Origin of the sequence: Pseudomonas sp. 22490 (assembly GCF_052044465.1) — a bacterium.
Taxonomy (GTDB): Bacteria; Pseudomonadota; Gammaproteobacteria; order Pseudomonadales; family Pseudomonadaceae; genus Pseudomonas; species Pseudomonas aeruginosa.
The window spans coordinates 1-14,609 of record NZ_JBQENS010000029.1 but is presented as its reverse complement, the minus strand read 5'-3'; the positions used below and the strand labels follow the sequence as shown (position 1 = coordinate 14,609).

Here is a 14,609-nt window from a genome sequence, read left to right as displayed (position 1 = left end):
CGCCGAACCGAACAAGGAGCCTTCGATGAGCCTGCATCTGAAACCCGGCCAGTTGACCCTGGCCGACCTGCGCCAAGCCTACCTGGCCCCCGTGCGCCTGAGCCTGGATCCCAGCGCCGACGCGCCGATCGCCGCCAGCGTCGCCTGTGTCGAGAACATCATCGCCGAGGGCCGCACCGCCTACGGCATCAACACCGGCTTCGGCCTGCTGGCCTCGACGCGGATTTCCCCGGCCGACCTGGAGAAGCTCCAGCGTTCCATCGTCCTGTCCCATGCCGCCGGCGTCGGCGAGGCGCTGGACGACGCCATGGTGCGGCTGGTCATGCTGCTCAAGGTGAACAGCCTGGCGCGCGGGTTCTCCGGCATCCGCCGCAAGGTGATCGACGCGCTGATCGCGCTGATCAACGCCGAGGTCTATCCGCACATCCCGCTGAAAGGCTCGGTGGGTGCGTCCGGCGACCTGGCGCCGCTGGCGCACATGTCGCTGGTGCTGATCGGCGAAAGCCGGGCGCGCCATCGCGGTGAGTGGCTGCCGGCCGCCGAAGCGCTGGCGGTGGCCGGGCTGGAGCCGCTGACCCTGGCGGCGAAGGAAGGCCTGGCCCTGCTCAATGGCACCCAGGTGTCCACCGCCTACGCGCTGCGCGGGTTGTTCGAGGCCGAGGACCTGTTCGCCGCCGCCACCGTCTGCGGCGGGCTCAGCGTCGAGGCCATGCTCGGTTCGCGGGCGCCGTTCGATGCGCGCATCCATGCCGCGCGCGGCCAGCGCGGGCAGATCGACGTGGCCGCGGCCTATCGCGACCTGCTCACCGCCAGCAGCGAGGTGGCGCGTTCCCATGAGAAGTGCGACAAGGTCCAGGACCCCTATTCGCTGCGTTGCCAGCCGCAGGTGATGGGCGCCTGCCTGACCCAGATGCGCCAGGCCGCCGAGGTGCTGGAGATCGAAGCCAACGCGGTGTCCGACAACCCGCTGGTATTCGCCGCCGAGGGCGACGTGATCTCCGGCGGCAACTTCCACGCCGAACCGGTGGCGATGGCCGCCGACAACCTGGCCCTGGCGTTGGCCGAGATCGGTTCGCTGTCGGAACGGCGCATCTCGCTGATGATGGACATGCACATGTCGCAGTTGCCGCCGTTCCTGGTGGCCAACGGCGGGGTCAACTCCGGCTTCATGATCGCCCAGGTCACCGCCGCCGCGCTGGCCAGCGACAACAAGGCCCTGGCCCATCCGGCCAGCGTCGACAGCCTGCCGACCTCGGCCAACCAGGAAGACCATGTGTCGATGGCGCCGAACGCCGGCAAACGGCTCTGGGCGATGGCCGAGAACGTCCGCGGGATTCTCGCCGTGGAGTGGCTGGGCGCCTGCCAGGGCCTGGACTTCCGCGAGGGCCTGAAGAGTTCGCCGAAGCTGGAGCAGGCTCGCCGCCTGCTGCGCGACAAGGTGCCGTACTACCAGGAGGATCGCTTCTTCGCCCCTGATATCGAGGCCGCCAGCCAGTTGCTCGCCAGCGGTTGCCTGAACGCGCTGCTGCCGGCCCGGCTGTTGCCGAGTCTTTGATACCCGCCCCCGGCCGCTCGGCCGGGGCGCTCCAGCAAGAACAACAAGAGGAGAGCCGAGGGATGACGCACGACACGGGGCTTCGGCGCGGACTGAACGCCCGTCATATTCGTTTCATGGCACTGGGGTCGGCGATCGGCACCGGCCTGTTCTACGGTTCCGCATCGGCCATCCAGATGGCCGGGCCGGCGGTGCTGCTGGCCTACCTGGTCGCCGGCGCGGCGGTGTACATGGTGATGCGCGCGCTCGGCGAGATGGCGGTGCACGAGCCGGTGTCCGGCTCGTTCGGCCATTACGCCAGCAGCTATCTCGGCCCCTTGGCCGGGTTCGTCACCGGCTGGACCTACGCTTTCGAGATGATCATCGTCTGCCTCGCCGATGTCACCGCGTTCGGCATCTACATGGGGTTCTGGTTTCCCGACGTGCCGCGCTGGATCTGGGTACTGTCCATCGTGCTGTTCATCGGCGGGCTGAACCTCTGTCATGTCAAGGTCTTCGGCGAGCTGGAGTTCTGGCTGTCGCTGGTCAAGGTCGGCGCCATCGTCGCGATGATTCTCGCCGGGCTCGGCATCATGTTCTTCGGCTTCAGCCTGGGCGGCGCGGCGACGTCCGCCACCGGCGTGCACAACCTGTGGCAGCACGGCGGCTTCCTGCCCAACGGCTGGGCCGGGCTGGTCGCCTCGCTGTCGGTGGTGGTATTCGCCTTCGGCGGCATCGAGATCATCGGCATCACCGCCGGCGAGGCGCAGGACCCGCAGCGGGTGATCCCGCGGGCGATCAATGCGGTGCCGCTGCGCATCCTGCTGTTCTACGTGCTGACCCTGTTCGTGCTGATGGCGATCTTCCCCTGGCAGCAGATCGGCAGCAACGGCAGTCCCTTCGTGCAGATCTTCGACGGCCTGGGGATCGAGTCGGCCGCGGCGATCCTCAATGTCGTGGTGATCACCGCGGCGATTTCGGCGATCAACAGCGACATCTTCGGCGCCGGTCGCATGCTCTACGGCATGGCCCGCCAGGGCCAGGCGCCGGTCGGCTTCTCGCGGGTGTCGCGGCACGGCGTGCCGTGGATGACCGTGCTGCTGATGGCGGTTGCCCTGCTGCTCGGCGTGGCGCTGAACTACCTGATCCCGCAGAGCGTATTCCTGTTGATCGCTTCCATCGCCACCTTCGCCACCGTGTGGGTCTGGCTGATGATCCTCCTGGCCCAGGTCGGCATGCGCCGGCGCATGGGGCCGCGCCAGGTCGCCGCGCTGAAGTTCCCGGTGCCGCTGTGGCCATTCGCGCCGGCGGCGGCGATCGTCTTCATGCTGTTCATCTTCGTGGTGCTCGGCTATTTCCCGGACACCCGCCCGGCCCTGTGGGTCGGGGCTATCTGGATCGCCTTGCTGGTGATCGCCTACCGGCGCTGGGTCAGGCCGAAGGGCGATGCCGCGCATGGCGTGCTTCAGGCCCAGGGAGGGCTGTGACGGAACCGACGGCGGCCTGAGCCGCCGGCCAATAACAACGATCGAGGCCGTTCCCCCGGGCGCGGCCCGCAGGTTTTCCAACTGCCTTTCCCAATCGTGCATCTGGAGCGTCGAACCATGCGATACAAGAAGTCGATGTTGAGTGTTCTCTGTGCCCTCGGCCTGCTCGCCGCCGCGGCGGGCGCCCAGGCGGAAGGCTGGTGCGAGTCCGGCAAGGCGGTGAAGTTCGCCGGGCTGAACTGGGAGAGCGGGACCCTGCTCACCGAGCTGATGCAGTTCGTCCTGGCCAAGGGCTACGGCTGTACCACCGACAGCCTGCCGGGCAACTCGATCACCATGGAGCAGGCGCTGAGCACCAATGACATCCAGGTCTTCGCCGAGGAGTGGATCGGCCGCAGCGACGCCTGGAACAAGGCTGCCGCGGCCGGCAAGGTGGTCGGCGTCGGCGAACCCATCGTCGGCGCGGTGGAGGGCTGGTACGTGCCGCGCTACGTGATCGAGGGCGACCCGCAGCGCAAGCTCGAGGCGAAGGCGCCGAAGCTGCGCTCTATCGCCGACCTGGCGCAGTACGCCGAGGTCTTCCGCGACCCGGAAGAGCCGGGCAAGGGGCGCTTCTACAATTGCCCGGCCGGCTGGACCTGCGAGCTGGAGAACAGCGAGATGCTGAAAAGCTACGGCCTGGAAGAGACGTTCACCAATTTCCGTCCGGGCACCGGCCCGGCACTGGACGCGGCGGTGCTGTCGAGCTATCGGCGCGGCGAGCCTATCCTGTTCTACTACTGGTCGCCGACGCCGCTGATGGGCCGCGCCGACCTGGTGCGCCTGGAGGAAAGGCCCGGCGTCGACAAGCGCATCAGGATCCAGGTCGGCCTGTCGCGGACCTTCCACGACCAGGCGCCGGAGCTGGTGGCGGTGCTGGAGAAGGTCAACCTGCCGGCGGAGCTGCTGAACAGCGACCTGGCGCGGATGGCCAAGGACCGGATCGATGCGGCGCGCCTGGCGCGCGAGTTCCTCAAGGAGCACCCCGAGGTCTGGCACGCCTGGGTCGACGAGGACGCGGCGAAGAAGATCGAAGCGGCACTCTGAACCCACGACCGACGAGAGCAGACCATGTTTCCCGAACGCCTGACATTTTCCATCGCCGACTGGGTCAACGCTTGGGTCGACGCCCTGGTGACCAACTACGGCGACCTGTTCCGCAAGATCTCCGACACCCTGCTGTGGGCCATCGTCAACCTCGAAGGGCTGCTCCGCGCCACGCCCTGGTGGCTGTTGCTGGCGATCGTCGCGGCGATCGCCTGGCACGCTACCCGGCGCCTGCTGCCGACCCTGGTGATTACCGGCCTGCTGTTCCTGGTCGGCGCCGTCGGCCTCTGGGACAAGCTGATGCAGACCCTCGCGCTGATGCTGGTGGCGACCTTAATCTCGGTGCTGATCGGCATCCCCCTGGGCATCCTCGCCGCGCGCAGCAACCGCCTGCGCGCGGTGCTGATGCCGCTGCTGGACATCATGCAGACCATGCCCAGCTTCGTGTACCTGATCCCGGTGCTGATGTTGTTCGGCCTGGGCAAGGTGCCGGCGATCTTCGCCACCGTGATCTATGCCGCGCCGCCGCTGATCCGCCTCACCGACCTGGGCATCCGCCAGGTCGACAGCGAGGTGATGGAGGCGGTCAACGCCTTCGGCGCCAACCGCTGGCAGCAGCTGTTCGGCGTGCAGTTGCCGCTGGCCCTGCCGAGCATCATGGCGGGGATCAACCAGACCACCATGATGGCCCTGTCGATGGTGGTGATCGCTTCGATGATCGGCGCCCGCGGCCTCGGCGAAGACGTACTGGTGGGCATCCAGACGCTGAACGTGGGCAAGGGCCTGGAAGCCGGCCTGGCGATCGTCATCCTCGCGGTGGTGATCGACCGCATCACCCAGGCCTATGGCCGTTCCCGGCACGAGACGAGCAAATGAGCGGTGCGCAGATGAACAAGATCGAAGTGAAGAACGTGTTCAAGATCTTCGGCCCGCGCGCCGATGCCGCGCTGGCCCTTATCCGCCAGGGACGCAGCAAGGGCGAAGTGCTGGCGCAGACCGGCTGCGTGGTCGGCGTCAACGACCTGTCGCTGACCATCGGTGCTGGCGAGATCTTCGTGATCATGGGCCTGTCGGGTTCCGGCAAGTCGACCCTGGTGCGCCATTTCAACCGCCTGATCGACCCCACCAGCGGCGAGATCCTGGTGGATGGCGAGGACATCCTGCGCTACGACATGGAAGCCCTCCGGCAATTCCGCCGGCGCAAGATCAGCATGGTGTTCCAGAGTTTCGGCCTGCTGCCGCACAAGAGCGTGCTCGACAATGTCGCCTACGGCCTGAAGGTTCGCGGCGAAAGCCGGGCGCAGTGCCACGAGCGGGCCCTGCACTGGATCGCCACGGTGGGCCTGAAGGGCTACGAGAAGTCCTATCCGCACCAGCTTTCCGGCGGCATGCGCCAGCGTGTCGGCCTGGCCCGCGCGCTGGCCGCCGACACCGAGATCATTCTCATGGACGAGGCCTTCAGCGCCCTCGACCCGTTGATCCGCGCGGACATGCAGGACCAGTTGCTGGAACTGCAGAAAACCCTGCACAAGACCATCGTCTTCATCACCCACGACCTCGACGAGGCGGTACGCATCGGCAACCGCATCGCGATCCTCAAGGACGGCCAACTGATCCAGGTCGGCACGCCACGGGAAATCCTCCACCAGCCGGCCGACGACTACGTCGACCGCTTCGTCCAGCGGCGGGTGGCGAACCTATGAGCGACCTACCGAGCGTCGTGTTCGGCGACGGCCCGCTGCGTTGGCAGGAACTGGTCGCGGTGGCCCGGCACGGTGCGCGCCTGGAACTGTCGGCGGCGGCCTGGGCACGGATCGACAACGCCCGCGCCATCGTCTGCCGTATCGTCGCCAACGGCGAGCGTGCCTACGGCATCAGTACCGGCCTCGGCGCGCTGTGCGACGTCCTGCTGGAAGGCGAGCAGCTCGCCGAGCTGTCGCGCAACACCTTGCTCAGCCATGCCTGCGGGGTCGGCGAGCCGCTGCGCGACGAACAGACCCGGGCGATCATCTGTGCCGCCGTCGCCAACTACAGCCAGGGCAAGTCCGGGCTCGACCGTTCGCTGGTGGAAGGGCTGCTGGCGCTGCTCAACCACGGCATTACCCCGCAGGTGCCGGCCCAGGGCTCGGTGGGCTACCTGACCCACATGGCGCACGTCGGCATCGCCCTGCTCGGCATCGGCGAGGTCAGCTACCGCGGCAGCGTCGTGCCGGCCGCCGCCGCGTTGGCGGCGGAAGGCCTGGCGACGGTGCGCCTGGGAGCCAAGGACGGGCTCTGCCTGGTCAACGGCACGCCGTGCATGACCGGCCTCGCCTGCCTGGCCCTGGACGACGCGCAGCGCCTGGCGCAGTGGGCCGACGTGATCGGGGCGATGAGCTTCGAGGCCCTGCGCGGCCAACTGGCGGCGTTCGACGCCGAGATCGTTGCGCTCAAGCCGCATCCCGGGATGCAGCGGGTCGCCGCCAATCTGCGGGCCTTGCTGGCTGGCAGCCAGGTGCTGGAGAGCGCCCGCGGCATCCGCACCCAGGATGCCCTGAGCATCCGCTCGATACCGCAGATCCATGGCGCCTGCCGTGACCAGTTGGCCCACGCGGCGCGGCAGATAGAGACCGAACTCAACTCGGCCACCGACAACCCGCTGCTGCTGGGTACGCCGGAGGCCTACCGGGTGGTATCCCAGGCCAATCCCCACGGCGAATCGGTGGCGATGGCCGCCGACCTGCTGGCGATCGCCGTGGCCGAGCTGGGCGGGGTCGCCGAGCGGCGCCTGGATCGCCTGGTCAACCCGCTGGTCAGCGGCCTGCCGGCGTTCCTGGTGGGCAAGCCGGGAGTCAACTCGGGGATGATGATCACCCAGTACGTCGCCGCCTCCCTGGCCGGCGAGAACCGCCAGCTGGCGCAGCCGGCGGTGGTCGACAACTTCGTCACCTCGGCGCTCCAGGAGGACCACCTGAGCCTCGGCACCAGTGCCGCGCTCAAGCTTGGCAGGGCCCTGGAGAACCTCCGGCGGATCCTCGCCATCGAGTACCTGCTGGCCGCCCAGGCCTTCGAATTCCTCGCCCCGCAACGCTTCGGCCAGGGCACCGCGGCGGCCTGGGGCATCCTGCGCGAGCGCGTGCCCGCGTACGACACCGACCGCTGGCTGGCTCCCGACATCGCCAGCGCGGCGGCCATCCTCGGCGAGCGGAAGAGTCTCGCCCGGCTGGCCGCGAGCATAGGAGACCTGCAATGAAACGACTCTGGCAGCATTGCCATGCCGCCACCCTCAAGGGCGGCAAGTACTCGATCGTCGAGGACGCCGCCCTGGTCACCGACGGTCCGCTGATCCACTGGATCGGCCCGCGCGCCGAACTGCCGCCCGGCGACTACGCCGAACGCATCGACCTCGGTGGCGCCTGGCTGACCCCGGGGTTGATCGACTGCCACACCCACGCGGTGTTCGGCGGCAACCGCAGCGGCGAATTCGAGCAGCGCCTGGAGGGCGTCAGCTACGCCGAGATCGCCGCCGCCGGCGGCGGTATCGCCAGCACCGTACGCGCCACCCGCGAGGCCAGCGAGGAAGAATTGCTGGCCAGCGCGCGCAAGCGCCTGGAGCCCTTGCTGCGCGACGGCGTGACGGCGCTGGAGATCAAGTCCGGCTACGGCCTCGACCTGGCCAGCGAACGCAAGATGCTGCGGGTCATCCGCCGCCTCGGCGAACGCCTGCCGGCGACCGTGCGCAGCACCTGCCTGGCTGCCCATGCGCTACCGCCGGAATACGCCGGGCGCGCCGACGACTACATCGAGCATATCTGCTCGACGATGCTCCCCGCGCTGGCCGGGGAGGGACTGGTGGACGCGGTGGACGCCTTCTGCGAGCACCTGGCGTTTTCCCCGGCGCAGGTCGAGCGGGTATTCATCGCCGCCCGCGAGCTGGGCCTGCCGGTGAAGCTGCACGCCGAGCAGCTATCCTCGCTGCACGGTTCCAGCCTGGCGGCGCGCTACCGGGCTTTGTCGGCCGACCACCTGGAGTACATGACCGAGGACGACGCCCGCGCCATGGGCGAGGCGGGCACCGTCGCGGTGCTGCTGCCGGGCGCCTTCTACCTGTTGCGCGAGACCCAGCTGCCGCCGATCGATGCCCTGCGCCGGCACGGCGTGGCCATGGCCATTGCCAGCGATCTCAATCCCGGCACCTCGCCGGCGCTGTCGTTGCGCCTGATGCTGAACATGGCCTGTACCCTGTTCCGCCTGACCCCGGAGGAGACGCTGGCCGGTGTCACCCTGCACGCCGCCCGGGCGCTGGGGCTGGAAGCCAGCCACGGCAGCCTGGAGGTCGGCAAGCTGGCCGACTTCGTCGCCTGGGACATCGAGCGTCCGGCGGAGCTGGCCTACTGGCTGGGTGGCGATCTGCCGAAACGCGTCATTCGCCACGCCGAGGAGGTATACCGTGGATGAAGTCCTGAGTTTCAAGCGCGGCCGCGTGCCGCTACTGATCAGCATGCCGCACCCCGGCACGCGCCTGACCCCGGCGGTGGACGCCGGCCTGGTGGAGGAGGCGCGGGCGCTGACCGATACCGACTGGCACATTCCCCGGCTCTACGATTTCGCCGAGGAACTGGGCGCCAGCACCCTGGCTGCCCACTATTCGCGCTATGTGGTCGATCTCAACCGCCCTTCCGACGACAAGCCGCTGTACAGCACCGCCACTACCGGCCTGTATCCGGACACCCTGTTCGACGGCCGGCCGCTCTACCGCGAAGGCATGGCGCCGTCCACCGAGGAACGCATGCGCTACCTGGCCGAAGTGTGGACGCCCTACCACCGGACCATCGCCGAGGAACTGGCGCGGCTGAAGGCCGAGTTCGGCTACGCGCTGCTCTGGGACGCCCACTCGATCCGTTCCCACGTGCCGCACCTGTTCGACGGCCGACTGCCCGACTTCAATCTCGGCACCAACGCCGGCGCCAGTTGCGATCCAGCGCTGGCGGCCCGCCTGGAGGCGGTCTGCGCTGCCGCCGAAGGCTACAGCCATGTGCTCAACGGGCGCTTCAAGGGCGGCCACATCACCCGCCACTACGGCCAGCCGGAGCAGCACGTCCATGCCGTCCAGCTGGAGCTGGCGCAGTGCACCTACATGGACGAGCAGGCCCCGTTCGCTTACCGCGCGGACCTCGCCGAAGCGACCCGCGCAGTCATCCGCGAACTGCTGGAAAGCCTCCTCGCCTGGGGTCGCGAGCGCTACGCCTGAGGTGCTCGGAGGCGGCGGACGCCTGGCCCGTCCTGGCGGACGTGAATGCCGCGGATGGGGTGGGGCGTCCGTGTCGGCATTCTGGAAATTTTCTGTTACAAATTTATTGAGGTCAGCGTTGATGCGGCCGGGAGGCCGAGTGCGCAAAGAGTTGCACAACTGTTCTCCTCTATCCTCTCGGCCAGCATTTCCATCGCGCGGGCGCAGGCGCGTCGCGCCCGGAACCGAATACGCCAGGAACGCACGGCTGCGTTTCCAAGAGGACAGTGAATGTTCGCCCCCGCCAACCAGACGCACTTCAGCCTTCGCATCGAAAACCTCCGGCACGACCTCCAGGTACTCGCCTTCCGCGGTCGCGAAGCCATCAGCCAGCCCTTTCGCTTCGACCTGGAGCTGGTCAGCGAGCGATCCGATCTGGACCTCGACGCGCTGCTGCACCAGCCGGCCTTCCTGATCCTCTCGCCGAGCGGGCAAGGGGTCCACGGACAGCTCACCAGCATCGCCCAGGGGGACTCCGGCAAGCGCCTGACCGGCTATCGCGCGACCCTGGAGCCGCGCCTGGCCTACCTGGGGCTGTGCAGCGACCAACGCATCTTCCAGCGCCTCAGCGTGCCGGAAATCATCGGTCGGGTGCTGGAGGGCCACGGCATTCTCGCCGACGCCTACCGCTTCCAGCTGGGCCCGACGCCGTACCCGGCCCGCGAATACTGCACGCAGTACGACGAAACCGACCTGGCGTTCCTCAGCAGGCTCTGCGAGGAGGAAGGCATCCATTACCACCATGAGTTTTCTGCCCAGGGCCATATGCTGGTCTTCGGCGACGACCAGACCTCCTTTCCGCGGCTGCAACGCCCCGTCGCCTACGTGCAGGACGCCGGGCTGGTCGCCGACCAGCCGGTGGTCAAGCGCTTCGGCGTGCGCTTCGACACCCGTGCCAGCCGGGTTACCCGGCGCGACTACGACTTCGAGCAACCCGCGTTGCAGATGCAGGCCGCCCATGGCCCGCAGCCCGGGGCGCAGCAACCGGACCTGGAGGACTACGACTATCCCGGCCGCTTCACCCACCGCGAGCGCGGCAAGCACCTGAGCCGGCGCGCGCTGGAACGGCATCGCGCCGACTACCTACAGGCCAGGGGCGAAAGCGACGAACCGGCGCTGCTCAGCGGACACTTCCTGACGCTGTCCGCGCATCCCCGCGGCGAATGGAACGATCTCTGGCTGCTTACCGAGGTTCTCCACGAAGGGCGGCAGCCGCAGGTACTGGAAGAGTCGATCGACAGCGACGTCGCGCAGGGCCAGGGCGATTTCCGCCAGGGCTATCGCAACCATTTCGTCGCCACTCCCTGGAGCGCGCATTTCCGCCCCCCGCTGGAGCATCCCAGGCCACGCGTGCTGGGCTGCCAGACAGCGGTCGTGACCGGCCCCGCCGGCGAGACCATCCACTGCGACCAATACGGCCGGGTCAAGGTGCAGTTCTTCTGGGATCGCCTCGGCCAGGCCGACGACAACACCAGTTGCTGGTTGCGCGTCGCCTCCAACTGGGCGGGCAAGCGCTATGGCGGCGTCGCCATCCCGCGGGTGGGCATGGAAGTCCTGGTGGGTTTCCTGGAGGGCGATCCGGATCAGCCGCTGGTCACCGGCTGCCTCTACCACAGCGAAAACCGGGTGCCCTACGAGCTGCCGCAGAACAAGACCCGCAGCGTTTTCAAGACCGACAGCTACCCCGGCGGCGGCGGTTTCAACGAACTGCGCATCGAGGACCGCAAGGGCCAGGAACAGATCTTCGTCCACGCCCAGCGCGACTGGGACGAGAACATCGAGCACGACCAGAAGATCCGCGTCGGCCACGAGCGCCACGACACGGTCGAGGGTGATAGCTACAGCGAGTTCAGGGCCGAGGAACAGCGCACGGTCCATGCCGACCGCAAGGTCGAACTGAAGGCGGCCGACCACCTCAGCGTCGCCGACGCGTTGCACCTGAGGATCGGCACCGGCCAGTTCGTCGAGGCGGGCGACGAGATCCATTTCAAGGCCGGCGACAAGGTAGTGATCGAGGCAGGCATGGAGCTGACCCTAAAGGGCGGTGGCAGCTTCGCCAGGCTCGACCCGGGCGGTGTCACCCTCGACGGCGCCCAGGTGATGATCAACAGCGGCGGCAGCCCCGGCATCGGTAGCGGCGTTCGCGCGCTGTCGCCGCTGCAACCGCTCGCGGCCGACGCCGCGGCGGCGGGAGGCGCCTTGTTGGGAGCCATCGCCCAGAAGGTCGGCGAAGCGCCGCAGAAACTCCTGCGTTTCGAACTCAGTCCGTTGCCCGGCGTGCCATCGGCGGCCAGGCAACCGTATCGGCTCTACGCCAACGGTGCCTTCAAGGAGGAGGGCATCGCCGACGAAGGCGGCGCAATCAGCTTCGAACCGCTGCCGGGCGAACGCACCTATCGCATCGAGACCGCCAATGGCCACGCCTACGAGGTGGAGATGGTCGACCAGCCGGACGCACTGCAGGCCGACGATCGGCTCGCCCAGCAGGGGTTCCGCGACTACCGGGCGGAAATGCCCCAGCACAAGCCGCGTTCCGCCCCGGACGCCTACCGGCGCGACGCCTCGCGGCCCGGCGCCGCCGACAAGGATGACCCCACGCCATGAGCGACCTGTACAAACCGCAGACCCTCAAGCTATACGCGCAACAGGCCGGCAGCGTCCGGCTGACCCTCGACTGGTTCGCCAACAAGGCCTTCTACCCGCCGCGCGCGGGTGTGCACATCAAGCCGCTGATCAATGGCCAGGCGGCCTTCGACGCGGTGCATGCGGCGATGGAAGCGGCCCGGCAGAGCATCGACATCATCACCTGGGGCTTCGACCCGGCCATGCGCTTCAAACGCCCCGACGGACCGCGAATCGGCGAATTGCTGCAGACGAAGGGCCGCGAAGGAGTGCAGGCGCGGGTGCTGGTCTGGAGCAACCAGCTCGCCAGGCTCAAGGAAAACACCATCCCCGGGGCCGGCGTCGGCGGTTCCGGCGGCACCTGGGTGGGCTCGGGCGTCGCCAGCGGCAGTGCGGTGGACAACGAGGTGCTGCGGCTGGAGCATCGGCGCCAGCATAACCTCAACCTCATCGCGCGGCAGCAGGAAGCCCTGGAGCGCTCGGAACGGCTGCACCGCGAAGGCAGGCTGCCGAGCTTCGACCCGCGGGGCGCCGCCCACGCGCGGGCGCGCATCGCCGAGCTGGAGGCGGAGAACGCCGAGATCCAGCGCACTCTCGACAGCAGCGAGGCCCGGGGCTACGGCGGCAAGCGCGGTTCCGGCGGCACCCGCCAGGATCCCTGGGGGCAGATATTCACCCGCGACTGGTTCAAGGCGGTACGCGGCGGTGGGTTGCAGAACGTCGAGTTCCGTACCCGCGACTTCGAGCAGACGGCCAGGCCGGTGATGAACGGCGAGCAGGTGCGCCTCGTCAACGGGCGGCTGCAAAGCCTGATCCACCTGTTACGCGCCGATGGCATCGACGACCTGGGCATCGGCCAGTTGCTGGTACTCACCCAGTTCGCCAGCCATCACCAGAAGATGGTCCTGGTCGACTATGGCAGCCCGCAGGCCATCGGCTTCGTCATGGGTCACAACATGCACCGCAACTACTGGGACACCAGCGCCCACCTGTTCGACGACCGCGCCGCCGGTCGCGATCCCGGGTTCGGGCCCTGGCAGGATATCTCCATGCAGGTCCAGGGCCCGGTGCTGGCCGACCTCAGCCGCAACTTCAGCGAGGCCTGGGACCTCGAGACGCCGTGGTACAAGCGCTGGTTCTCGACGCCATCGCTGACCGCCGAGCGCGACGCCTTGCCGCTGCCGAAGATCGCCACGCCCGCCAGCAACAGCGTCGCGCAGATTTGCCGAACCCAGCCGCAGGACGGCGAGCGCTCGATCCTGGAGCACTATCTCAAGGCCCTGGGCAATGCCACCGACTACGTCTACATGGAAAACCAGTACTTCCGTTATGCCGGCTTCGCCGAGCGCCTGCGGAAGACTGCGCAGGTGCGCAAGGCCCGGGGCGTGCCCGGCGACCTGTACCTGTTCGTCGTGACCAACACCCCCGACTCCAGCGACGCCTCGAAGACCACCTACGACATGATGAAAGGCCTGGGCCAGGAGCAACTGATGCCGCAGGTACAGCGCGACCTGGCGCATGACTTGCGGGAAAAGCGGGAGCAGTTGAAGCAGGTCAGGGAAAACCTACATCCCGATCCCTATGTCCGGCGCGGCCAGGAAAACAACATCGAACGGCTGGAGCGCAAGATCGAGGCGCTCGAAGAGAAAGGCGTGACGCCGGAAGTCGAGCAACGCCTCGGCGATCTCGGCGCGCAGGAGATTCCCGAACTGGCGAAGAACACCGGCGAGGACGACAAGCCCTACCAGCTCGCCGACGTGCCCGGCCTCAAGGTGGTCATCGCCACCCTGGCCACCAGCGACCCCGCCCCCGGCAGCCCGCCGCCAGTACGCATGTCCGCCGAAGCCGAGGCCGCCCTCGGGGCGCCGCCGCTGAAGGCGCGCTACAAGCACATCTACGTGCACTCCAAGCTGCTGCTGGTGGATGACCTCTATACCCTGCTCAGCTCGGCCAATATCAATGTCCGCAGCATGCATAGCGACAGCGAATTGGGGGTTGCCCAACCCAATCCGGATTTGGCGAGGGCGATGCGGGAGGAGTTGTGGGGGGCACATGCTTATAAGTTGGCCGAAACGACCGAAGAAAACTTCAAGCTGTGGAATCAGAAGATGGATAAGAACTGGAAGCAGCAGCGAAATGGTGAATCTCTAACGACCCATTTATTGCGGTTCTGGGATGTCACCACACCCTATAGTCCCAATTTTACGGTGGACTGAGCGATGCGTATCTCTATTTATCTGTTCACTTTCCTGCTGAGTTTCGGAGTTTCCGTTATGGCCGACAGCAAATCATTCGTCTGCGTTAATGAAAAAGACCATCTTCCTCCGTTGGATTCGCAAGCCGATGCTTGGTACCGCGAAGCAGCCGCCTTGGCCAAGCCCGATACTCTGCGGCCCTGGGGCCGTATCGTCGAGCTTTACAGCAAGGCAGTGGAGCGTGGCCACTGGAAGGCCATGCATAACTTGGCGAACCTCTATCGTACCGGTTGGCCGGGAGGTGTGGAGAAGGACACTCAGAAAGCTCTAGACCTTTACCAGAAAATGATCGATCTGAAGATTCCTCAAGGTTTCTATAATATGGGGGCAATGATCGGTAATCGTGCCGGGGTCAA

11 protein-coding genes are annotated in these 14,609 nt (G+C 67.4%); all 11 read left to right on the top strand.

The window, feature by feature from the left end; genetic code table 11:
• Nucleotides 1-25: 25 nt before the first annotated feature.
• Nucleotides 26-1,555, top strand: coding sequence for a histidine ammonia-lyase (hutH, locus tag ACTJJX_RS26390; RefSeq protein WP_003114461.1), 1,530 nt, complete (start codon nucleotides 26-28; stop codon nucleotides 1,553-1,555).
• Between the two features lie 62 nt (nucleotides 1,556-1,617).
• Nucleotides 1,618-3,021, top strand: coding sequence for an amino acid permease (locus ACTJJX_RS26385; protein ID WP_003114460.1), 1,404 nt, complete (start codon nucleotides 1,618-1,620; stop codon nucleotides 3,019-3,021).
• A gap of 117 nt (nucleotides 3,022-3,138) precedes the next feature.
• On the top strand, nucleotides 3,139-4,107 hold the full coding sequence (locus ACTJJX_RS26380; RefSeq protein WP_003095948.1) for an ABC transporter substrate-binding protein: 969 nt from the start codon (nucleotides 3,139-3,141) through the stop codon (nucleotides 4,105-4,107).
• A 24-nt stretch (nucleotides 4,108-4,131) separates the two neighbouring features.
• Nucleotides 4,132-4,983, top strand: coding sequence for an ABC transporter permease (locus tag ACTJJX_RS26375; protein WP_016852221.1), 852 nt, complete (start codon nucleotides 4,132-4,134; stop codon nucleotides 4,981-4,983).
• Complete coding sequence (locus ACTJJX_RS26370) at nucleotides 4,980-5,810, top strand: quaternary amine ABC transporter ATP-binding protein (protein WP_003101756.1); 831 nt, start codon at nucleotides 4,980-4,982, stop codon at nucleotides 5,808-5,810. Before ACTJJX_RS26375 ends, ACTJJX_RS26370 begins: the two co-directional genes overlap by 4 nt.
• Entirely contained in the window at nucleotides 5,807-7,339 is a 1,533-nt protein-coding gene (locus ACTJJX_RS26365) for an HAL/PAL/TAL family ammonia-lyase (RefSeq protein WP_016852220.1), read from the top strand. Before ACTJJX_RS26370 ends, ACTJJX_RS26365 begins: the two co-directional genes overlap by 4 nt.
• Nucleotides 7,336-8,544: an imidazolonepropionase gene (gene hutI, locus ACTJJX_RS26360; RefSeq protein WP_003114456.1), complete on the top strand. Its 1,209-nt coding sequence runs from the start codon at nucleotides 7,336-7,338 to the stop codon at nucleotides 8,542-8,544. The genes ACTJJX_RS26365 and hutI overlap by 4 nt, the downstream gene beginning before the upstream one ends.
• Nucleotides 8,537-9,337 (top strand): N-formylglutamate deformylase, encoded by an 801-nt coding sequence (hutG, locus tag ACTJJX_RS26355; RefSeq protein ID WP_016852219.1) that lies wholly within the window; start codon nucleotides 8,537-8,539, stop codon nucleotides 9,335-9,337. The genes hutI and hutG overlap by 8 nt, the downstream gene beginning before the upstream one ends.
• A gap of 270 nt (nucleotides 9,338-9,607) precedes the next feature.
• On the top strand, nucleotides 9,608-11,980 hold the full coding sequence (locus tag ACTJJX_RS26350; protein WP_016852218.1) for a type VI secretion system Vgr family protein: 2,373 nt from the start codon (nucleotides 9,608-9,610) through the stop codon (nucleotides 11,978-11,980).
• Nucleotides 11,977-14,214, top strand: a complete 2,238-nt coding sequence (gene pldB, locus ACTJJX_RS26345; protein ID WP_016852217.1) for a type VI secrection system-dependent phospholipase D effector PldB — start codon at nucleotides 11,977-11,979, stop codon at nucleotides 14,212-14,214. The genes ACTJJX_RS26350 and pldB overlap by 4 nt, the downstream gene beginning before the upstream one ends.
• Before the next feature lie 3 nt (nucleotides 14,215-14,217).
• Nucleotides 14,218-14,609, top strand: a 392-nt coding sequence (locus ACTJJX_RS26340; protein WP_034065639.1) for a tetratricopeptide repeat protein, incomplete at its 3' end; no start/stop codon positions are given.